Origin of the sequence: Mesorhizobium sp. M8A.F.Ca.ET.218.01.1.1 (assembly GCF_004791165.1) — a bacterium.
GTDB lineage: Bacteria > Pseudomonadota > Alphaproteobacteria > Rhizobiales > Rhizobiaceae > Mesorhizobium.
Window position 1 is genome coordinate 145,502 of the sequence record NZ_SRUZ01000007.1, and the last position, 20,009, is coordinate 165,510.

Here is a 20,009-nt window from a genome sequence, read left to right on the forward strand (position 1 = left end):
GGCGATCAAGTTGAACCCATAGTCGAGAGCGGCCGCGACTGGCGTCATCCAAAAGTATGACGTCACAAATTCCTCCGAGGCGAGATCGGGGCGTGCCTGGAGGTGTGGTGGAAAGGCTGAGCAGCGAAGTCCTGAGTTCGATTATCGGCGATATCTATGATTGCGTCTTGAACCCGGAAGGCTGGGCCGGAGTCATGACCCGCGTCACGAAAGCCGTCGACGCGGCCTACACCACCATCGCCCTTGCCGGCACCGCCCATAATAGCGGCCGCTTCGCGGCTCAATCGCCTTGGGATCCCGTGCAGATGCGGGTGCTAGAGGAGGACTATGACTTTGATGGAATTCCCGGACTGAAGGCAGCGGTGGTCGGCGATGTCGACCGGCCGGTTGCGACGCTGTCGCTCATGAGCGAAAGCGAACTCCAGCTGACGCCGTTTTTTCAGAACTGGGCCAAACCGCAGGGACTGCGCGAGGCTTGCATCACCAAATTCGTTCATACGCCGGACCGAATCGGGCTTTTGGGCTGCACCACGCGCGCCAGCAGGGGAGGTATTTCGATCGAAGAGCAGCATTTCCTGGCATTGCTCTCGCCGCATCTGCGCCGTGCTTCGCTGATCGGAGATCTGCTCGACCAGGGCCGCGTCACCACCCATCTTTATCGCCAGGCGCTCGATCATCTGGCTGTGCCTGTCGTGCTTACCCACGCCAACGGAGCAATCCTCCATGCGAATGCGGCCGCCGAACAGATGTTTTCGGTGCAGGGTCCCATTCTCTCCAGGAACGGCGTGCTCCAGGCACAGAATCCGGTGGTGGCCCGCGCCCTGCTGGACGCGATCGCCAGTGCGGCGAGCGCGGATGCTTCGCTTGGCGCGCGCGGCATAGGGCTGCCGGTTTCGGCCCAGGGCCAGCCGCCCGCCGTTGCCTATGTGTTGCCGCTGACTGAAGGAACGGCGCGCGCGGTTTTCCGGCCGGCATGCGCGGCTGTGTTCATATCGACGACGACATCGTCTTCTCCCCTCCCGGAGGCCGTTCTGACCACGCTGTTCGACCTCACACCCGCGGAGGCGCGGGTGCTGCTGCGGATCGGCGGCGGATTGTCAGCGTCCAAGAGCGCGTTGTCGCTCGGCATCGGTGAGAACACCTTGAAGACCCACCTCAATCGAATCTTCGCCAAAACCGGCACGAGACGCCAAGCCGACCTCGTCAAACTCGTGTCGGACATCGGCACGCCGCTGGCGGCTCACGGACCCTGAAGGCGGAGCGCGTAGTCTCTACCGCCAGCGGGTCAGAGGCTTTACCGCCGCCAGGGCGGCTCCGGCGCGAAGCGCTTGCCGATCCAGTCGGCGAAGGCGCGGGTCTTGGCGGCTTTTCCCTTGGCCGAGGGCGTGACGACATAGACCGCGCCTTCGTCCGCCAGCGTCCACTCCTCCAGCACGGATACCAGCCGGCCATCGGCGAGTTCGCGGCCGACCAGCCAGTCGGTGCTCATCATCAGGCCGATGCCTTGCACGGCGGCCTGGACCAGCACCTCGGCATCGTCGGTGACCAACGGCCCCGAAACCTCGACGCGCGCGCGCCGGCCCTCACGGTCGGTCATCTCCCAGGCCGGAAAGGTCTGGAAGCCCGAGAAGCCCAGGCAGGAATGGTCGAGCAGCGCTTGCGGCGTCTCCGGCCTGCCCCTGCGGGCGAGATAGGAGGGAGCGGCGCAGAGCAGCCGGCGCCGCGTCGCCACCTTGCGCGCCACCAGGCGTGAATCCTCCAGGCTGCCCAGCCGCACGGCGACATCGAAATTCTCGGCGACCAGATCGGTGAAGCGGTTGGAGAATTCAGCCTCGATGCGGACATCGGGAAATTCGGCAAGAAATTGAGGCAGCAGCGGCCCGATCCACATGCGCCCGAACGTGCCGGGCAGCGCCAGCCTGAGCAGGCCGCGCGGGCCGCCCCCGGCATGCGCGGACGCGACGGCCTCGGCCTCGTCGACGGATGCGAGGATGGCGCGCACACGCACCAGGAATTCGGCACCCGCTTCGGTCAGCGACACGCTGCGCGTCGTGCGCGAGAGCAGCCTCACCCCCAGCCGCGCCTCCAGCGACTGCAGGCGCCGCGACAGGATGGTCGCGTCGCGCCCGACACGGGCCGCCGCTCTGGTGAAGGAACGCGCCTCGGCGATGGCGGCGAAGGCAGCCATCTCGGCAAGGGCCGCGGGTTCGTGAGATTGCTGCATTATTCACAGTTCTCAATTGCAGAAAACAAGGATTATCCAGAGATAGCGCAGCAAATAGGTTCACTCAATCCATCAAATCGTTCCACCGGAGTGAAATCATGAAAGCCATCGAACTCAGCCAGCCCAGATTGGACGCCTTCCGCGCCGCCACCGTTGCAACTCCCGAACCGCAGCGCGGCGAGGTGCTGATCCGCCAGCGTGCGGCGAGCCTCAATTTCGTCGATGTGGCGGTGGCGAGCGGCAACTATCCCGGGCCGAGCTTCCCGCTCATCCCCGTCGCCGACGCCGCCGGCGAGATCGTCGCGCTGGGCGAGGGCGTTACGAGGCTCGCCATCGGCGATCGCGTCGTCGCGCATGCCAAGCCGCGCTGGATCGGCGGGCCGCCGCGGCCCTACGAGATGACGCAGATGCGCGGTGTTTCGCTGCCCGGATCGCTGGCGGAATATGTCGCACTGCCGGCAAATTCGGTGGTGCCGGTCCCGGCGCATCTGTCCTTCGAGGCGGCCTCGACGCTGCCGATCGCCGGCACCACCGCCTGGAACGCCATTCGCGCCGCCAATGTCGGTCCGGGCTCGGTCGTCGTGCTGCTTGGCACTGGCGGCGTCTCGATCTTCACCCTGCAGCTGGCGAAAGCCGCCGGCGCCACCGTCATCATCACCTCGTCGTCGGACGAAAAGCTGGAGCGGGCAAAGGCGCTCGGCGCCGATCATCTCATCAACTACCGCGCGACATCAGACTGGGACGGCAAGGTGCTGGAACTGACCGATGGCCGCGGCGCCGATCTTGTCGTCGAGACCGGCGGCACCGCCACCTTCGCCCGCGCCGTCAACGCCACCGCGCCCGGCGGCACGCTGTTCACGATCGGCTTCGTCACCGGCGCCGAAGCCACGATCAACCTGCTGCCGATCATCATCAAGGCGCTGAAGGTGACCGGCAACAACACCGGATCGGTGTCCGATCTTTTCGACGCCGCCAGGGCCATCGGCGCGGCGCGGATCGAGCCGGTGGTCGACAAGGTGTTTTCACCTGATCAAGCGACCGAAGCCTACGCCCACATGGCCGCCGGCGGCCTGCATTTCGGCAAGCTGGCGTTCGCATTGGAATGGTAGGGAAAGTGATCTCCCCCCTCGAGGGGGAGATGGCCGGCAGGCCAGAGGGGGTCGGTTCGACTGGGCGCGACTTTCTTGCGACGATCGGAGGTTAGCGCTTCACGTGAGACGACCCCCTCTGTCGCCTTCGGCGACATCTCCCCCTCGAGGGGGGAGATTACGCGCTCAGATCAGCTTCTCCAGCGTGATCGGCAAATCCCTGATCCGCTTTCCCGTCGCGTGGAACACCGCATTGGCGATGGCCGGCGCCATGCCGACGATCGCCAGTTCGCCGACGCCCTTGCCGCCGAGTACCGAGGAATGCAGGTCGGGGATGCCGACCGAGATCACCTCGATGTCGGGGATGTCGGCATTGGTGGGGACGAGATAGTCGGCGAGGTTGTTGTTGACGATGCGGCCGTGGCGGCGGTCGACGATGCCTTCTTCGAGCAGCGCCTGGCCGATGCCCATGATGATGCCGCCCTTCCATTGGCTTTCGGCCAGCTTCGGATTGTAGAGCCGGCCCGAATCCAGCGCCGAAACCACGCGCGACACGCGCACCGTGCCGAAATCCTCGTCGACGCGCACCTCGACGAAATGCGCGCACCAGGAGTGGCGGGAATAGTCGCCCTCGGTGTGCGGCAGCGCCATGGCGATGGTGGTGTAGTTCTTGTAGCGGTCTTCCGCCGTCGAATTGGCGGGCATGGTGTCGCCCGTCGCCTCGATGCGGTCGCGGCCGACGCTTTTGAGCAGGTCGGCGATCGAGACATCGGGGCCGTCGCCGCGTGGCGCGGTGATGCGGCCATTGGCGACGACCAAAGTGTTGGCCTGCAGCGCGTGGAAGGGCGAGCGCGGATCGCCGATCGCCAGACCGATCAGCTGGTCGAGCGCCGAGGACGCCGCCTTGTAGACCGCGCCGGTCATCACGCCGGCCAGCCGTGAGCCCCCGGAGACGCCGGCACGGGCAAAGCGGGAGTCCCCCAGTTTCACCACGACGTCGTCGGCGGACACGCCGACCGTCTCGGCGGCGGTCTGCGCCAGGATGGTGTAGGTGCCCTGGCCCATGTCGATCGAGGAGCTTTCGACCTCGACCGAGCCGTCGGCCAGGATGCGCACGACCGCTTCGCCATAGGCGCGCCGCACCGGATAGGTGCCGGCGGCCACGCCCCAGCCGATCAGATAGTTGCCGTCGCGCATCGAGCGTGGCTCGGGCGTGCGCCTGGCCCAGCCGAAGCGTTCGGCGCCTGCCGCAAAAGCCTCGCGCAACTGCCTGGTCGACCAGGCTTTTTTGGCATGCGGATCCTGCTCGGCGTAGTTGCGCAGCCGGATTTCCAGCGGATCGATGCCGACCTCGTAGGCGAGTTCGTCGATGGCGCTTTCGATGCCGAAGGCCGACGGGTTTTCGCCCGGCGCGCGCATGGCGCCCGGCACCACCGAATTCACCCTTACGACATTCTGCCTGGAGGAGAAGTTCGGCGTCGCGTACATGATCGAGGTGACCGAGCCCAGCGGCTCGACCCACATGCCATCGATCGAGGTCTCGTTGACGCCGCGATGCACGATCGACTGGATCAGGCCGTCATGGTCGGCGCCGATCGTCACCGTCTGGCGGGTCGCGGCGCGGCCACCATAGCCGGTGAAGGTCTGTGCCCGCGTCATCACCAAGCGCACCGGCCGGCCGAGCATTTTGGCGGCACTTGCGGCCACCGCGCCATGGCTGAGCGCAAGCGCCTTGGAGCCGAAGCCGCCACCGACATAGGGCGACACCAGCCGGACATTCTCGAACGGCACGGCGAACCATTCGGCATAGGTGCGCGCCATGCCGTCCAGCCACTGGCTCGGCTCCCACACGGTGAGGTGGTCGCCTTCCCAGCGGGCGATCAGGCCATGCGGCTCCATCGGCGCCTGGTATTCACGCGGTGTGTTGTAGGCGGCGCAGATCCGCACCGGGGCCGAGGCGAAGGCGGCCTGGGCGTCGCCCCATTCCTTGGTCATGGCATCGACGGGGATTCCGTCGCCGGCCTTGCCGTCGCTGAGGTCGACGATGGAAGGCGTCTCGTCGTAGCTGACCTTGACCATCGCCGCGGCGGCCACGGCCTGCTCGAAGGTCTCGGCGACGACGGCCGCGACATGCTGGCCCGAGAAGGTGATGTCGCGCGCCAGCGGACAATAGGGCCTGTCGGGCGGCGGGGTGCCGAACCAGTCCGAAGCGGTTTTCAGGCTGATGATGGTGTCCGGCGTCAGCACCTTGAGCACGCCCGGTGCCGCCTCGGCAGCCTTGCTGTCGATGGCGCGCACCTTGCCGGATGCGATGGTGCTTTCGACCAGCACGGCATAGGCGAGCCCTTCGAGCTGCTGCTCGACGGCGTATTTGGCCGCACCCGTGATCTTGGCCGGGCCGTCGACCCGCGACAGCCGGCCGCCGACCGCGTCGGCGCCGCCGTCGGATGCATCGCCCCGTTTCGATTCACCAACTCTGATGTCGTGCACGGTCATGCCGTTTCTCCCATCTTGAGGATAGCCCGTGCGACGACACGCGGCGCGAGCTCGATCTTGTAGTGGTTGGCGCCATGGTCGACAGCGCCTTCGACGGCGAGCAGGCTGGCGGCGCGAACAGCTTCCGGCTCCAGCATCTTGCCTTTCAAGGCGTCTTCCACGGCGCGCGCCCGCCAGGGTTTGGTGGCGACGCCACCGAGCGCGACGCGCAGGTCGCGGATGGTGCGTCCGTCAGCTTCCAGTTCGAGGCCGACGGCGGCACTTGCGGCGGCGAACTCGTAGGACTGCCGGTCGCGGACCTTCAGATAAGTCGAACGCCGGACGGCCGCGGAGGAGGGGATTTCGATGGCGGTGATCATCTCGCCCGGCTCGATCGCGTGTTCCTTGTCCGGCGTCGTGCCGGGCAGCAGGAAAAAGTCATCGACGAGGATGCGCCGATCGCCGAGATGAACTGTTGCATCGAAAGCGACAAGCGCCGTGGCGAGGTCGCCGGGATACATGGCGATGCAGGCCTCGCTGGTGCCGAGCACGGCATGGCCCCTGGTGACACCGCCGATCGCCGAACAGCCGCTGCCTGGTTCGCGCTTGTTGCAGGCGGCAAAATTCGAGGGATCGCGGAAATAGGGGCAGCGCGTGCGCTGCATGAGATTGCCGCCAATGGTCGCCATGTTGCGGATCTGCGCCGAAGCCGCTTGCCACAGCGCCTCCGAGATGGCGGGGAAGCGGCCCTTGATGTCCGCGTGGTCGGCGACATGGCTCATCGTCGCGAGCGCGCCGATGATGGCGCCGCGCTCGTCGATCTCGATCCGGTCCAGCCCCTCGAGATGGGTGATGTCGACCAGCGTGTCTGGCTCGGCGATGCCGCATTTGGCGAGGTCGATCAGCGTGGTGCCGCCGGCGAGCAGCATGGCGCCGGGGAGCGCGGCCGTCTGGCGGGCGGCGTCGGCCGAGGTGGCGCGAAGGTAGGAAAAATCCCTCATGACGCGGCCTCCAACGCTGCTTGGCGCACGGCGGCGACGATGTGCGGATAAGCGCCGCAGCGGCAGAGATTGCCGGCCATGTATTCGCGGATTTCCTCGTCCGATCCGGCATGGCCCTCGCGGATGCAGGCCACCGCCGACATGATCTGGCCTGATGTGCAATAGCCGCACTGGAAGGCGTCCTGTTCGAGGAAGGCAGCCTGCACGGGATGCAGTTCGCCCTCCCGTGCAAGCCCCTCTATGGTGGTGATGGTGCGGCCTTCGGCCTGGGCTGCCAGCATCAGGCAGGCCAGCACGCGCTCGCCGTCGACATGGACGGTGCAGGCACCGCACTGGCCGTGGTCGCAGCCCTTCTTGGTGCCGGTCAGGCCGAGCCTGTCACGCAAGGCATCGAGCAGCGTGACACGCGGTTCGAGCTGCAACTCGTGATGCCGGCCGTTGATATCGAGATGGACGGGGATTTTCGTCATGGGCGTCTGGCTCCAGTTGCTTGACGCTGAGGGAATGAATTGGCGCTTTGGAAGGGAAGGGCAAGGTCAGGCGACAGCCAATCCACCGCGGGTGAGGAAGCTGACAGCTTGCGGCTTCGAAAGACGTGACATACCGGGCTCCCTGATTATATGATAAAGGTGCTCCACTAAAACGGAGGCGCCTCCGTTTATTTACGTGGGGGCTGGCCAGGCATGGTTCAAGCCCCCATATCCCTGGTGGAGAAAAAATTGGCTTTTGAGCCCGTCACAACCGTCGACCAAAAACCCGCCGCCGCCGACAAGCCGTTGCGCGCGGATGCGCAACGCAACCGCGACCGGCTGGTCGAGATGGCGGCTTCGGTCTTCGCCGAGCGCGGCATCGACGCCTCGCTGGAGGAGATCGCCCGGCGCGCCGGCGTCGGCATCGGCACGCTCTACCGCCATTTCCCTACGCGCGAGCATCTGGTCGAGGTGGTCTATCGCCGCGAGGTGGAGGGGTTGTGCGCGGCGGCTGGCGAGCTTGCGGCAAAACATCCCTCGGATGTCGCGCTGGAAGAATGGATGCGCCGCTTCGTCGACTATATCGCCACCAAGCGCGGCCTGGCGACCAGCCTGCGCATCCTTCTCACCACCAATTCGACGCTGTTTTCCGACACGTCGGGACGAGTGTCGCAGGCGCTGCGGCAACTGGTGGATGCGGCGGTCGCCGACGGCACGATCCGCGGCGACGTCGATGCCTCCGACGTGCTGCACGCGCTGGGCGGCATCTACTCGGCACCCGACACCCCTGAATGGCGCGACCGCTCGCGCCGGCTGGTCAAGCTGTTGATGGATGGCTTGCGGTTCGGGGCTGTAAAGGCGGGATGAAGAGGCGCCTGGACTGCACCAGACGCGCCAGTCCCGGCTTTCGATTCTGAGCGGTGATCGGTTATGCTGCGCCGCAAAACACCAATTATTTCATATGTTTCTCTGTCTCTAATTTGTTATAAATCGCATATTGAAAATATAATTTTCGACGATTCATAGAGAAATTTGGATGTTTCTTCCGGGATGCAACCGGGAATATGTGCGGCTTTACCCGAACAACCTCATGCACTCCGCGCGATCAGCGGCCACCTTGGCGTTAGCGGCTAAATCAGGGCGGTTTTTAGTCATTTCCTAGCCTTCCATTCACAAAACTATTTCAGCGCGGTAAATCTTTTGTGTTGCGCTGCACCATTCCGTGGAAGCACTCATTGGCCAACTGGAAACGCGCGGCGAAGGGTTCCGTCAAGTTGACCAACTTGAGCTTTCCGCTGGCAGACATCCGATATCGGACCCGTCCCGGACGGGCTCGTGGAGCGCGGATTTGGCATTGTCGGCGCTTTGGCGAACGTGAGCGGCGGCAAGGATGCGGGTCGTCCGTTGCGAACCATCCCTTTGACTCCCGAAGCCGGGAATCCGTGGTGATAACCCGGCAGCCTCATCAGAGATGTTCCGCCGGCGGAAGCGGCTGATGGGAAACTCTCGCGATACCCAGCTGGACGGATTGAGGGCCATCGCCGTCACGTTGGTGCTGTATTCCCATTTCTTCGCGGCGGGAGGCTCTTCTTTCTGGGGCCACATCGGCGTGCGGCTGTTCTTCGTGCTCAGCGGCTTTCTCATCACGCGCCTTCTCCTGGAAGCGCGTTCGGCGGCTGAATTTGAGGCCGCGCCCGCGCTGAGATCCTTCTACATCAGGCGGGCACTGCGAATATTGCCGCCCTATTTTGCCGTGCTGGGCGTCGTCTGGATGGTTGACCTGGAGCATTCCAGGGGATCGCTGATCTGGCACGCCCTTTACCTGTCGAATTTCTGGTACGCGCTGCGCAATGACTGGTCGCCCTGGCTGCTTTGCCATTTCTGGAGCCTGAGCATCGAGGAGCAGTTCTATATCGCCTGGCCGCTGGTCGTCTTGCTGGCGCCACGCCGCCGCCTCGAGGCGATCTGCATCGGCGTCATCGTGCTGTCATTGTCGTATCGCTTTTACTGGCCGATCACTGGAACCCCCGCGCTGGCGCGCGATCTGCTTCCGCCGGCGTCCATGGACGCGCTCGCGTCGGGTGCGTGGCTTGCCGTCTACCGAACCAGGGCCACCGTCTTGCCACAGTGGCTACGGCTTGGCTGGCCGGCGCTTGCGGTCGCGTTTTTCGCCCTGCAGTGGTTTGCTCCGGCGCCGCCAGACACTGTCCAGGAATGGGGCCGCTGGCTGCTGTCGCAAATCCTTCCGCTCGGGCCTCTCGTGATGATCGTCGCGAGTTGTTCTCGAGGCCATCGGGGGTACCGGGGCTGGCTTCTCGAACTGCCGCCGCTCACCGCCCTTGGCCGCGTCAGCTATGGCGTCTATCTGTACCACCCCATACTCCTGTCGTTGGCCGTCAAGTCCCAGCCGTGGATCCCCGTCAACGTCTCGGAGCAGGGGGCGGGTCGGTTCCTGGTTGCAGGAACGGCCACCCTTATCCTGGCCTCGGTATCGTGGCTGGTTTTCGAAAAGCCGCTCAACAGCTTCAAGCGCTACTTTCCCTATGTCGCGCCAGGAGCTGGCACGCGCATCCGGGCCCGCGCCGACACGACCGACGCCGGATGGCCCAGAGGCGCGGCAGGGGCTTATCCCGGTGGCTTGCTCGATGGCCGCGAGGCGGCAGGCGATCTTCAACGAACGGATCGGAGCTGACCATGGCCGCTCCCCTGGTATCCGTTCTGCTGCCGGTCTACAACGCGGGACCCTATCTCAGCACCGCGCTCGGCAGCATCCTGCGGCAGGACCACGATCGCCTGGAGGTCATTGCGATCGACGACGGCTCGACGGACAACTCCCTGCAAATCCTGCAGCGGCACCGGCAGGCCGACAATCGGATCTCCATCATCTCCCGCGAAAACCGGGGCCTCATCGCAACCCTCAACGAGGGTTTGGCTGTCGCTCGGGGCGACCTTATCGCCAGGATGGACGCGGACGATATCGCCTATCCGTCACGCCTGTCGCGACAGGTGGCGCTGTTCGACCGGCAGCCCGATCTCGCTCTGTGTGGCGCCGGCTTCGATACCTTGCTTCGCAACCGCGTCGCCAAGGGTACACCCGATCCGGTCTTCCGGTTCGGCCAGCTCCGTATATTGTCGATGTTCTTCACGATATTCATGCACTCCACGGTTGTATACAACCGGAAAGTCATAAAGGACGACGTTCTATTCTACGACCCGAAATACAAACATGCCGAGGATTTCGACCTCTTCAGGCGGCTCGCCGATCGTTACCCGGCGGCGATGATCCCCGAAAACCTGATCGTCTACCGTATCCATGACGGGAGCGTAACGAGCAGGCACAGGAAGGAGATGCGCCGGACACATCTGACGATCGTGGCCGAGAACCTCGAGCGGGAAGGCCTGGCACAGGATACGCGCGATCTGCGCGACATCGGCGAGGCCGTTTCGACCGACACGGTTCGCCGGGCCGCGGCGTTCATTCTTGCACTCGAGGCAAGGATCTCCGCGCTGCCGACGGAAACGCGGCCGAGTTTTGCGGCCGGCGCGTTGAACCTGTTCTATTTCCTCTACCAACTGATAGGCGACGAAATGCAACCTCCGCTGACGCACGAATTCCTGACGCGGACCGCGAAATGGAATTTCATTCGACGCCGCGAAAAGTACGCGTTGCGTCCCGCCGCCTACGCGCCATGGTTCAGTCTCGTCTCGATGTCGGCCGGCCGCCAGGCGGACGCCGTGGCGCGGTACCTGAAATCCGCGCCTGCCGCGGCGGTCCTGGCGTCCCATCAGTTGAGCTAGCGGCAGGGATGACCGTCAAAGCCCGCCCACCCACGCAGCGCCATCGCCGGACGGAGCTTGTCCCCGTCGATCCCCGGCCCGAGCGGTCGCCGCCGGCGGTCAGCTTCATCATATGCACGCGCAACCGTGTCGCCGTGCTCGAGACTTGCATCAGGTCGGTCCAAAGCGCGTGCCGCGCCCATGCCGGCTTCGCGGCCGAACTCGTGGTCGTCGACAATGGTTCGGTCGACCGCACGGCGGAGCGCCTGGCCGGCATCGCCGAAATATCCGATATCCCGTTCACAGCCGTGCGCGAGCCGCGCCCCGGATTGGCCGCCGCCCGCAACGCCGGTGTGGCGCGCGCGCGCGGCCGCGTGCTGGTCTTCGTCGATGATGATTGCGAGGTCGATGGCGATTACCTCCGCGATCTGGAACGACACTATGCTTCCGGCGAACAATGGCTCATCCGTGGCGGCTGCGTCGAACTCGGCGATCCCAGGGATTTGCCGTTCACGATCAAGCGCTCGCGGGTGCGCGAGCGGCTCACCCCCGATGTTCATCCGGGCGGCTTCGTGCTTGGCTGCAACATGGTGATGCACCGCGATGTCGCGGCCCGTATCGGTCATTTCGACGAACGGTTCGGCGCCGGCGGCCCGCTGCGGTCAGCGGAAGACACGGATTACCTTGTTCGAGCGATGCTGCTCGGCATCCCGGTCGAATATGTGCCCGATATGACAGTTTTCCATCATCATGGCCGGCGAGACCGCAAATCGATCGAAAAGCTCCACCGCGACTACAGCTTCGGCAATGGCGCCCTTTGCCTGAAACATGTCCGCCATGCGCCCTGGCTGCTTCGCCATTTCTATTGGGCCACGAGAGGGGCTTTGCGGGAGTTGGCGGGTGGTCCGCGGTTCGACCGCGAACTCCAGCTGTCGCATTGGCCGATCGTCGTCATGAATCTGACCGGCGCGGCTAGATTTGCGGCTCTTTTGCTGGCGAGATGGCCGCAAGAAGTGCAAGTGCCGCAGGATCGGCAGGCAGATGCCCAGGCGAGGTGACAGGCCATAATGCGATTTTTGCCGCCAAGCTTGCCGATGCTGGGTCGCGCGCTCGGAACGAAGCAGTTGCGACTGCTTCCGGCCGTGGTGGTTCTTGGTCTAGTCGGCGCCGCCCTCGAAGGGTTCGGCATAGGCTTGATCATCCCCTTGCTGGGCATAATCATGGGACACGCGGATGCGGCCGGAATGGCCGGCTTGTCCGCCGTCTTTCAGTATTTCGGATCGGGCCTGGACGAGCGCGACCGGCTGATCGTCATTTCGGTCGCCATCCTCGGCTCGATCATCCTGAAGAACGTGTTCGCATTCGCGAACACGCTGCTCACCACCTTCATTTACGGCAGGGCAAGCCATTCGATCCGCAGCGCTCTGTCGGAGCAGCTCCTCAGGATAGGTTACCCGTTCTTCCTGCAGCAAAGTCCTGGACGGCTGCTCAACATCATCTCGAACGAATCCTGGCGGGCATCGGATGCGATCCAGATCATGCTGTCGGCCATCGTCAGCGCATCGGCGGCCATCATCCTGCTGGCGTTCCTGCTCCTGCTGTCGTGGCAGATGACACTGTTGGTCACATTGGGCCTGGCCCTCATCCAGGTCGTCCATGCCGTTCTCTCGGCCAATCTGAAAGCGCCCAGCCGCAGCGTCGCCTCCCGCAACAGCGATCTCGCATCGCAGATGCTGCACCTTGTCCATGCCGGGCGCCTGATCCGTATCTTCGGACAGGAGAGCCGCGAGCAAGCGGTGTTCGACCAGGCATCGGACGCGGTTCGCCGGGCTGCTTTCGTCCTGCTTACCCGGCAGGGGGCGTTGCCACCGCTGACCGAGGTTCTCCATGCGATGCTGTTCCTTGCGGTGGTGATCGGCGCATGGTTCGCCAATGTGAGCTTCCCGCTGATCGTCGCATTCGTCATCCTGCTCTACCGGCTGCAGCCGCATATGCGGGCTTTGCAAATGTCGTGGAGCCAGCTGCAAGGCTTGAGCGGGTCGCTCGAAGAGGTCGATTGGATGCTGGATTCGGCGGACAAGCCCAAGCCTCCGCAAGGCGACGGGCCATTCCACGGTTTGCGGCAAGGGATCAGCTTCGACGACGTGGCATTTACCTATTCCGGCGCGGACGCACGCGCGGCGGCGCTGCATTCGGCGACTTTCGATATCCGAAGCGGCCGCTCGACGGCGCTCATCGGCCGGTCGGGCGCGGGCAAGACGACGATCGTCAATCTCCTGTGCCGCTTTGTCGAGCCGAGCTCCGGGGGGATTCTTGTCGATGGATCGCCGCTCGACCGGATCGACCCCAGCCAGTGGCGAAAGCACGTCGCGCTTGCCAGCCAGGAGCTGGAACTGGTGGACGGCACCATTTCCGAGAACATAACCTACGGCCAGGATGGCGCCACGAGCAGCGATGCCGAGCGTGCCGCGAGACTGGCCGAAGCGCATGAGTTCATTGAACATCTGCCCCAGGGCTACGACACCGTCGTCGGCTACAGGGGTGTCAATCTGTCAGCGGGACAAAGGCAGCGGATCGCCTTGGCGAGGGCGCTGGTGCGCGATCCTGATCTGCTCGTCCTGGACGAAGCCACGAATGCCGTGGACGGACTGTCGGAAGCGGCGATCGTCGAGACTTTGAAGTCGAGAGCCGGCCGCCGCACGACCCTCGTGATCAGCCATCACCACAGCACCATCTCGTTCTGCGATGACGTGGTGATCCTGAGCGGCGGCCGTGTGAAGAAGCAGGCCCCATTCGCGGCCCTGGCGTCGCTCAGCATGGATGAGCTTTACCAGCATGAACCGACCCTCTGACAGGTCCGAGGCCCTGTCTCTCTCCGCCCTGTGTCGGGCTACAGGGCGGCGGCCGCTACCGGGCCCGCCGGCCGGAAACCACTCGCAGCCAGGGCGTCAGATGGAAGGCGCTCATCAGGAGATACATTGCCGGCATGCCGGTAAGAGGCGAGGCGCCCATGCACAGCATGGCGGCGCCACTGCCCTGAAGACAGGAGACCAGCGCCATCAGGGCGAAGGTCGGCGCCGCGGCGAGGCACAGCCAGTCGGCGATGCCGGGGGTGGCGGTGTTTTCGGGGGTCGCGCTTCCGGAGCCGGAATGAATGTCGCTCATGGTCTTTTCCCTTGATGGTTGGCAAGGAGCTGGGTTCCTCTCCCCCGCTCCGCGAGGGAGAGGAAACCAGGCAGGATGGGGCGTGCCACCCTTTCCCGCCATGCGCTGCTACTCGCTCTTGTCGCGGAACGCGGCCTCGCCGGCGGCTGACACTTCGGCCCATTTCTTGTCGGCCCCAGCTTCGTAATTGTCGTGCCAGTTCCACCAGCTGTAGAGCGGGGTCTGCGGGTAGCCTTCGGGCGAGTCCTCCCAGGTCTCCTGGCGGCCGAGCGGGGTGACGTCGAGATAGCTCCAGACAGTACCCAACGCCTCGTCGCCGCGGTTGCTGATGAAATAGGTGCGGAAGATGCGGTCGCCATCATGAATGAACACGTTGTGGCCGTGCCATTCGTCGACGCCGAAGTCTTTGTCGAAGCTGTCGGTGATGGTGTACCAGGGAATCTCCCAGCCCATCCGCTGCTTCAGCCGTGCAATGTCGGCCTGCGGGGCGCGCGAAGCGTAGGCGAGCGTGGTGTTGCGGGCGTTGAGATGGGCGAGGTGACCGACCTGGTCGGCGCCGAGCGAGCAGCCGCGGCAAGCGTGATCGGGCCAGCCATAGACGCCGGGCTCGAAGAAGGCGCGGTAGACGATCAACTGGCGGCGGCCTTCGAACAGGTCGAGCAGGCTGACCTTGCCGTCGGGGCCATCGAAAACATAGGCCTTGTCCACTTCCGTCCACGGCATGCGGCGGCGTTCGGCCGACAGCGCATCCCTGGCGCGCATCGTCGCCTTCTCCTTCACCAACATCGCTTTGTGAGCGGCTTCCCAGTCTTGCCGTGAAACGATCGGTGGCATCTTCATCGTCATGTTCATTGGTCTTCTCCTTTGCCAGTCGTGGCGTCGTTGCGGTGTGGTGTTGCCTGGGAATGTCGGGGCGTTGCGGGCGCGGCGAAATCCGCGAGTTCCGGCCCGGCGCAGCAGGGGTGGCGTGCGGCGTGCTTGGCCGTATCATTCGCCGTGGCGAGGTCGAGGTCGGTGGAGGCAGGCATTTTCTGGTTCTCCCTTGCGTGCCGTCATTGCCGGCACGACTTGCTGGTTGACGGTACTGACTTAAGGTAGGGCAGCGCCGCGCCGAGGTGGGAGTTACAAGTGTGACGGGATTTGAATGGACTCGCTGATCAACGCGGCGGCGCTGGCGCTGGCTTCGGGCGATGCGCTCGGTGCGCTCGACCGCGTCGCCCTGCGCGAGGATGCGCCGGCGCTGGCGCTGCGCGGCATCGCCATGGCGCAGCTCGGCGACTTCGATCGCGCCAAGCTGTTGTTGCGGCGGGCCGCGCGCGCGTTCAACCCGAAAGAGGCCGTCGCGCGCGCCCGCTGCGTCGTCGCCGAGGCCGAGATCGCGCTGGTCTCGCGTGATCTCGGCTGGCCGGCCAAGGCGCTCGACGCGGCCCGCGCGGCACTGGAAAAGCATGGCGACCGGTTGAACGCGGCGCATGCCGGCCACCTCAAGGTGCGGCGGCTGCTCTTGATCGGCCGCCTCGACGAGGCCGAGCATGTGCTGGCCGGGCTCGACCCGGCGCCGCTTCCGCCGGCGGCCAGGGCCGCGCACGAGCTTGCCGTCGCCGGCATCGCCATGCGGCGCCTGCGGACCAGGCCGGCGCGCGCGGCGCTGGAATGGGCGCGCCATGCCGCCCACATAGCCGGCATTCCCGGCCTCATCGCGGAGGTCGAGAGCGCAAGCCAGGCGCTGGAGACGCCCGCGGCGCGGCTGATCACGCAGGGCAGGGAGCTGCCGGTGCTGCTCGAGGAGGTCGAGGCGTTGCAGGGATCGCCGGCGCTGATCGTCGATGCCTTCCGCTACGCCCTGCGCGGCGGCGGGGTCACGATCTCGCTGGCGAGCCGGCCTGTGCTGTTCGCCCTGGCGCGGACGCTCGCCGAAGCCTGGCCAGGGGACGTGTCGCGGGGGGAACTCGTGGCGCGGGCCTTCGGCGGCAGGCATGCCGATGAATCGCATCGCGCGCGCCTGCGCGTCGAGATCGGGCGGCTGCGCGCCGAGCTTCGCCCACTGGCCGGCATCAGCGCCACCAAACATGGCTTCACGCTGGCGCCGCGCCAGGCGCACGCGGTGATGGTGCTGGCGCGGCCGATCGAGGAGCGGCACGCGGCCGTGCTTGCCTTGCTCGCCGACGGCGAGGCCTGGTCGAGTTCGGCCCTGGCGCTGGCGCTCGGAACCGGCCAGCGCAGCGTGCAGCGGGCGCTCGAGCCGCTTGCCGAGGCCGGCAAGGTGCAGTCCTTCGGCCATGGCCGGGCGCGCCGCTGGATGACGCCGCCGGTGGCGGGATTCACGACCACCTTGTTACTCCCCGCGCCGCTGCCAGATGGCTAAGGTGCATTGATATTCAGACTCTCGACCCACCTTGGAACATGATCCCAGACGTCAGCGGGATGACGACCACCATCGAGGACAAAGACATGAAGCATTCGGCGGCCGAAATCCTGAGGGAATACGGACCTTTTCCCGGCGCCAAGACGGTGGCCGGGGTGAGCTTTGACGGCAAGAACGTCTGGTTCGCCTCGGGCGACAGGCTGAATGCCTTCGATCCGGAGAGCGGACAGGCGTTGCGTTCGATCGATGTCGCGGCGCATGCCGGCACCGCCTATGACGGCCGGCATTTTTTCCAGCTCGCCAAGGACCGCATCCAGAAGATCGATCCCGATACCGGCGAGGTGCTTTCCACCATTCCGGCACCCGGCAATGGCGGCGATTCCGGGCTGACCTGGGCCGAGGGCACGCTGTGGGTGGGGCAGCACCGGGAGCGCAAGATCCACCAGATCGATCCCGAGACCGGAAAAATCCTGCGCACCATCGAATCCAACCGTTTCGTCACAGGGGTGACCTGGGTCGACGGCGAATTGTGGCACGCCACCTGGGAGGGCGACGAGAGCGATCTGCGCCGCGTCGACCCGCAAACGGGCAAGGTTCTGGAGAAGCTCGACATGCCTGCCGGCATGGGCGTCTCGGGACTGGAATCCGATGGCGGCGACCGCCTCTTCTGCGGCAGCGGAAACGCCGGCGTGGTGAGGGCGGTGCGCCGGCCGAGGTGAAGGGACACGAATTTTCCCCCGGCGAATTTTCCCCCGGCGACTGGCCGTTGCGCGGTGTCGAGCCTAGATAGGCTGGACCATCCCCCCGCAAAAGGACCAGACCATGCCCCAACAGATCACGTTGAACGACGGCGCCGCCATTCCCCAGCTTGGCCTTGGCGTGTGGCAGGTCGATCACGACATCACCGCGCAAGTGGTGGGCTGGGCGATCGAGGCCGGCTACCGGCTGATCGATACCGCCGAGGGCTACCAGAACGAGGAAGGGGTCGGCGAGGCGATCCGCGCCGCCGGCGTGCCGGCAGCAGAGCTGTTCATCACCTCGAAACTGCGCAACGGCGCCCACCAGCGCGATGCGGCGCTGCGCGCCTTCGACGACACGATGAAGAAGCTCGGCGTCGAGCAGCTCGACCTGTTCCTGATCCATTGGCCGGTGCCCAGCCAGGACAAATATGTCGAGGCCTGGAAGACGCTCGTCGAGTTGAAGCAGGCCGGCCGCATCAAGTCGATCGGCGTCTCGAATTTCAATCCTGATCATCTGGAGCGCATCATCGGCGAGACGGGCGTGGTGCCAAGCGTCAACCAGGTGGAACTGCATCCGCGTTTCCAGCAGCGCGCGCTCAGGGAATTCCATGCCAAACACGACATCCATACGGAAAGCTGGAGCCCGCTGGGCAGCGGCAAGCTGCTCGGCGACCCGACCATTGCGGGCATTGCCAAGAAGCATGGGAAATCCGCCGCGCAGACCATGATCCGCTGGCATCTCCAGCAGGGGCTGATCGTCATCCCGAAATCGATCCGCCAGGATCGCATCGCCGCCAATTTCGACGTCTTCGATTTCGAACTGGACGCGCAGGACCTGAAGACAATCGCGGGCATGGATTCGGCCGACGGCCGCGGCGGTCCGAACCCGGCGACGGCGGCGTTCTTGTTTTAAAGCTGGCGTCGAAGCTGCCAATCTCCCCCCTCGTGGGGGAGATGCCCGGCAGGGCAGAGGGGGGCGCTGTCCCGCCAGCCTTTCATTCGATACCACCCAAACCCGCCATGATGACAATATGCTGGCTGACATTGTCGATGTCGCGGATGACATCGTCATTCCAAAACCGGAGCACGGACCAGCCGTCTTGCTCCAGACGCCTCGTCCTGACAGTGTCGTTGACTGCAAGATCTGCATCACCATGCTGCGATCCATCGAGTTCGACGACGAGCTTCTTCTGCGGGCACGCAAAGTCGGCGATATAGCCGGCAATCGGAAATTGTCTTCGAAAGCCAAGCCCCATCGGCCGATGCGCGCGAAGTTCATTCCAGAGCTTCAACTCCGCGTCGGTCATGACTTTGCGCATCGATCGAGCATTCGCTCGGTTCTGCGGCGGCAATGGCGTATGAGGCATGGCAGTTTCGATTGTGATTGAGGTTGGCGCTCTACGGCGCCCCCCTCTGTCCTGCCGGACATCTCCCCCACGAGGGGGGAGATTGGCGGTTTCGGCGATTTCGCCAATCGCAGAGGGGAGGAAGAGCGCTAAATCCCCGAGCCGTCCAGCTGTTGCGCGTCGTCGCCTTCCCAGGGCGCCGGCATCGAGGCGCCCCGGCTGAGATTGGCCGAGGGCATCGGCATCCAGCATTTCAGCTCCGGCTCGGCATATTCGACGACGCGGCCAGGCGAGGAATCGGAAGCGCGCCAGCCTTCCTCACCGAATTGATCAGCGCGTGACCAGTAGGCAAGGTCGACTTCCGCTGGCCCCTGTTCGGATGGGCGGACCGTAACGAGGATCCGGCTGCCGTCTTTCGGCGCGCTGGACATGTGGCGCCAGCGGTCGGGCTCATCCATCGTTCTTCCTCCTGCCTTGCTGCGGGATGAAGTGTCGCCTCGCCATCGGAGACGGTCAACCCAAACTTTGCCCAACCCATCCTGTTTCGATGGCTGCTCGTTCCTCCCGCTCCCGTGGGATGTATGATTTGTCGGATTGCGCCAGCCGCATCCGTCCTTGATCTGACGGTGGTCGCCGGGGACAAGGAGAGGCATTCATGAGTGACAGGGGCGAGGCGATGCCGGCTGGGGTGGAAACAAAACTGTTCTTCAGCCGCAATCCCAATCCGCGCCTGGCGGTCGCGGTGGCGCGTCATCTCGGGGCGAGGCTGACCTTCGAATTCGCATCGCCGTTCGCGCCGGGGCAAGCGGAGCGGTTCCGGCCGCTCAATCCCAATCTTTCCCTTCCAATACTGGCGTGGCCGGGCGGCAGCTTGTGGGAGGCCGACGCCATAGCCTGCCGGTTGTCGCGCGACATGGGTTCGGATTTCTGGCGCGGCGGTGAGGATGAGCCCGACATGATCCGCTGGCTGAGCTGGGGCAAGGAGAATTTCGCGCGGGCCTGCGACATGGTGCATTTCGAGCGCGGCACCAAGCAGCGCTACGGGCTGGGCCCAATCGATCATCAGTTGGTCGAGGAGGGGCTGAAGCTTTTTCAAGCGACGGCGGCGATCCTGGAGACAACGCTCGTCGGCAGGCAATGGCTGGTCGGCAACTCGGTCTCCTATGCCGACTTCCGCATGGCGACGTTCCTGCCGTTCAACGACGTCGCCGGGCTGCCGCTCGGTGATTATCCCGCTCTTGCCCGCTGGTATCGCCGGCTCGAAGCCGTCGAAGCCTGGCGTGATCCCTTCAAGGGACTGGCCGCACCGCATTTGCCGCCGGTGCCGAGGCAGGAAGCGATGAGGTGACGGACAGACC

19 protein-coding genes are annotated in these 20,009 nt (G+C 65.0%); 11 read left to right on the forward strand and 8 right to left on the reverse strand.

What is annotated here, in order from left to right; all coding sequences use genetic code 11:
* Positions 1 to 107 precede the first annotated feature (107 nt).
* A complete protein-coding gene (locus tag EN861_RS24420) occupies positions 108 to 1,253 on the forward strand; it encodes a helix-turn-helix transcriptional regulator (protein ID WP_135866060.1) in 1,146 nt (381 codons plus the stop codon).
* A gap of 41 nt (positions 1,254 to 1,294) precedes the next feature.
* Here the strand turns inward: EN861_RS24420 and EN861_RS24425 are convergent, their stop codons facing one another.
* Positions 1,295 to 2,224 (reverse strand): LysR family transcriptional regulator, encoded by a 930-nt coding sequence (locus tag EN861_RS24425; RefSeq protein ID WP_127870323.1) that lies wholly within the window; start codon positions 2,222 to 2,224, stop codon positions 1,295 to 1,297.
* Positions 2,225 to 2,322: 98 nt separating this feature from the next.
* Here EN861_RS24425 and EN861_RS24430 point away from each other — a divergent pair, with 98 nt between their 5' ends.
* Positions 2,323 to 3,333: an NAD(P)-dependent alcohol dehydrogenase gene (locus EN861_RS24430; protein ID WP_135866062.1), complete on the forward strand. Its 1,011-nt coding sequence runs from the start codon at positions 2,323 to 2,325 to the stop codon at positions 3,331 to 3,333.
* A gap of 165 nt (positions 3,334 to 3,498) precedes the next feature.
* Here EN861_RS24430 and EN861_RS24435 read toward each other — a convergent pair whose 3' ends face one another.
* Genes EN861_RS24435 through EN861_RS24445 form a run of 3 tightly spaced genes read right to left on the reverse strand, consistent with a single transcriptional unit; the run spans position 3,499 to position 7,258 of the window.
* Complete coding sequence (locus EN861_RS24435; RefSeq protein WP_135866064.1) at positions 3,499 to 5,808, reverse strand: xanthine dehydrogenase family protein molybdopterin-binding subunit; 2,310 nt, start codon at positions 5,806 to 5,808, stop codon at positions 3,499 to 3,501.
* On the reverse strand, positions 5,805 to 6,788 hold the full coding sequence (locus EN861_RS24440) for a xanthine dehydrogenase family protein subunit M (protein WP_135866067.1): 984 nt from the start codon (positions 6,786 to 6,788) through the stop codon (positions 5,805 to 5,807). The genes EN861_RS24435 and EN861_RS24440 overlap by 4 nt, the downstream gene beginning before the upstream one ends.
* Positions 6,785 to 7,258: a (2Fe-2S)-binding protein gene (locus EN861_RS24445; protein WP_127280642.1), complete on the reverse strand. Its 474-nt coding sequence runs from the start codon at positions 7,256 to 7,258 to the stop codon at positions 6,785 to 6,787. The genes EN861_RS24440 and EN861_RS24445 overlap by 4 nt, the downstream gene beginning before the upstream one ends.
* Positions 7,259 to 7,507: 249 nt before the next feature.
* Here EN861_RS24445 and EN861_RS24450 point away from each other — a divergent pair, with 249 nt between their 5' ends.
* The 5 genes from EN861_RS24450 (at position 7,508) to EN861_RS24470 (ending at position 13,887) form a co-directional block, all read left to right on the forward strand.
* Positions 7,508 to 8,125, forward strand: coding sequence for a TetR/AcrR family transcriptional regulator (locus EN861_RS24450; protein WP_135866069.1), 618 nt, complete (start codon positions 7,508 to 7,510; stop codon positions 8,123 to 8,125).
* 628 nt (positions 8,126 to 8,753) lie between these two features.
* Complete coding sequence (locus EN861_RS24455) at positions 8,754 to 9,950, forward strand: acyltransferase (RefSeq protein ID WP_135866071.1); 1,197 nt, start codon at positions 8,754 to 8,756, stop codon at positions 9,948 to 9,950.
* 2 nt (positions 9,951 to 9,952) lie between these two features.
* On the forward strand, positions 9,953 to 11,056 hold the full coding sequence (locus EN861_RS24460; RefSeq protein ID WP_127870329.1) for a glycosyltransferase family 2 protein: 1,104 nt from the start codon (positions 9,953 to 9,955) through the stop codon (positions 11,054 to 11,056).
* A gap of 8 nt (positions 11,057 to 11,064) precedes the next feature.
* Complete coding sequence (locus tag EN861_RS24465) at positions 11,065 to 12,093, forward strand: glycosyltransferase (RefSeq protein ID WP_135866073.1); 1,029 nt, start codon at positions 11,065 to 11,067, stop codon at positions 12,091 to 12,093.
* 6 nt (positions 12,094 to 12,099) lie between these two features.
* Entirely contained in the window at positions 12,100 to 13,887 is a 1,788-nt protein-coding gene (locus EN861_RS24470) for an ABC transporter ATP-binding protein (RefSeq protein ID WP_189343733.1), read from the forward strand.
* A gap of 55 nt (positions 13,888 to 13,942) precedes the next feature.
* Here the strand turns inward: EN861_RS24470 and EN861_RS24475 are convergent, their stop codons facing one another.
* A complete protein-coding gene (locus EN861_RS24475) occupies positions 13,943 to 14,200 on the reverse strand; it encodes a hypothetical protein (protein ID WP_135866078.1) in 258 nt (85 codons plus the stop codon).
* Positions 14,201 to 14,308: 108 nt separating this feature from the next.
* Positions 14,309 to 15,052: a thioredoxin family protein gene (locus EN861_RS24480; RefSeq protein WP_135866080.1), complete on the reverse strand. Its 744-nt coding sequence runs from the start codon at positions 15,050 to 15,052 to the stop codon at positions 14,309 to 14,311.
* A 292-nt stretch (positions 15,053 to 15,344) separates the two neighbouring features.
* Here EN861_RS24480 and EN861_RS24485 point away from each other — a divergent pair, with 292 nt between their 5' ends.
* The 3 genes from EN861_RS24485 to EN861_RS24495 all read left to right on the forward strand — a co-directional run bounded on the left by EN861_RS24485 (position 15,345) and on the right by EN861_RS24495 (position 18,218).
* On the forward strand, positions 15,345 to 16,565 hold the full coding sequence (locus tag EN861_RS24485; RefSeq protein ID WP_135866082.1) for a helix-turn-helix domain-containing protein: 1,221 nt from the start codon (positions 15,345 to 15,347) through the stop codon (positions 16,563 to 16,565).
* A gap of 86 nt (positions 16,566 to 16,651) precedes the next feature.
* Positions 16,652 to 17,284, forward strand: coding sequence for a PQQ-binding-like beta-propeller repeat protein (locus EN861_RS24490; protein WP_127279056.1), 633 nt, complete (start codon positions 16,652 to 16,654; stop codon positions 17,282 to 17,284).
* A gap of 103 nt (positions 17,285 to 17,387) precedes the next feature.
* The gene (locus EN861_RS24495; protein ID WP_135866085.1) at positions 17,388 to 18,218 is read left to right on the forward strand and encodes an aldo/keto reductase; all 831 of its coding nucleotides are present in this window, start codon (positions 17,388 to 17,390) and stop codon (positions 18,216 to 18,218) included.
* An 82-nt stretch (positions 18,219 to 18,300) separates the two neighbouring features.
* Here the strand turns inward: EN861_RS24495 and EN861_RS24500 are convergent, their stop codons facing one another.
* Entirely contained in the window at positions 18,301 to 18,672 is a 372-nt protein-coding gene (locus EN861_RS24500) for an endonuclease domain-containing protein (protein ID WP_135866087.1), read from the reverse strand.
* Between the two features lie 128 nt (positions 18,673 to 18,800).
* Positions 18,801 to 19,109, reverse strand: coding sequence for a hypothetical protein (locus EN861_RS24505; protein WP_027146346.1), 309 nt, complete (start codon positions 19,107 to 19,109; stop codon positions 18,801 to 18,803).
* Between the two features lie 197 nt (positions 19,110 to 19,306).
* On the opposite strand from EN861_RS24505, the gene EN861_RS24510 reads away from it, so the two are divergent.
* A complete protein-coding gene (locus tag EN861_RS24510; RefSeq protein ID WP_189343720.1) occupies positions 19,307 to 19,999 on the forward strand; it encodes a glutathione S-transferase family protein in 693 nt (230 codons plus the stop codon).
* Positions 20,000 to 20,009 lie beyond the last annotated feature (10 nt).

What these genes read in the sequence shown, in the direction of transcription:
- EN861_RS24475 (WP_135866078.1), bottom strand. Translation starts at nt 14,200, where the DNA reads ATGAGCGACATTCATTCCGGCTCCGGAAGCGCGACCCCCGAAAACACC.
- EN861_RS24445 (WP_127280642.1), bottom strand. Translation starts at nt 7,258, where the DNA reads ATGACGAAAATCCCCGTCCATCTCGATATCAACGGCCGGCATCACGAG.
- EN861_RS24490 (WP_127279056.1), top strand. Translation starts at nt 16,652, where the DNA reads ATGAAGCATTCGGCGGCCGAAATCCTGAGGGAATACGGACCTTTTCCC.
- EN861_RS24465 (WP_135866073.1), top strand. Translation starts at nt 11,065, where the DNA reads ATGACCGTCAAAGCCCGCCCACCCACGCAGCGCCATCGCCGGACGGAG.
- EN861_RS24480 (WP_135866080.1), bottom strand. Translation starts at nt 15,052, where the DNA reads ATGAACATGACGATGAAGATGCCACCGATCGTTTCACGGCAAGACTGG.
- EN861_RS24430 (WP_135866062.1), top strand. Translation starts at nt 2,323, where the DNA reads ATGAAAGCCATCGAACTCAGCCAGCCCAGATTGGACGCCTTCCGCGCC.
- EN861_RS24440 (WP_135866067.1), bottom strand. Translation starts at nt 6,788, where the DNA reads ATGAGGGATTTTTCCTACCTTCGCGCCACCTCGGCCGACGCCGCCCGC.
- EN861_RS24505 (WP_027146346.1), bottom strand. Translation starts at nt 19,109, where the DNA reads ATGGATGAGCCCGACCGCTGGCGCCACATGTCCAGCGCGCCGAAAGAC.
- EN861_RS24435 (WP_135866064.1), bottom strand. Translation starts at nt 5,808, where the DNA reads ATGACCGTGCACGACATCAGAGTTGGTGAATCGAAACGGGGCGATGCA.
- EN861_RS24460 (WP_127870329.1), top strand. Translation starts at nt 9,953, where the DNA reads ATGGCCGCTCCCCTGGTATCCGTTCTGCTGCCGGTCTACAACGCGGGA.
- EN861_RS24495 (WP_135866085.1), top strand. Translation starts at nt 17,388, where the DNA reads ATGCCCCAACAGATCACGTTGAACGACGGCGCCGCCATTCCCCAGCTT.
- EN861_RS24425 (WP_127870323.1), bottom strand. Translation starts at nt 2,224, where the DNA reads ATGCAGCAATCTCACGAACCCGCGGCCCTTGCCGAGATGGCTGCCTTC.
- EN861_RS24500 (WP_135866087.1), bottom strand. Translation starts at nt 18,672, where the DNA reads ATGCCTCATACGCCATTGCCGCCGCAGAACCGAGCGAATGCTCGATCG.
- EN861_RS24485 (WP_135866082.1), top strand. Translation starts at nt 15,345, where the DNA reads ATGGACTCGCTGATCAACGCGGCGGCGCTGGCGCTGGCTTCGGGCGAT.
- EN861_RS24455 (WP_135866071.1), top strand. Translation starts at nt 8,754, where the DNA reads ATGGGAAACTCTCGCGATACCCAGCTGGACGGATTGAGGGCCATCGCC.
- EN861_RS24510 (WP_189343720.1), top strand. Translation starts at nt 19,307, where the DNA reads ATGAGTGACAGGGGCGAGGCGATGCCGGCTGGGGTGGAAACAAAACTG.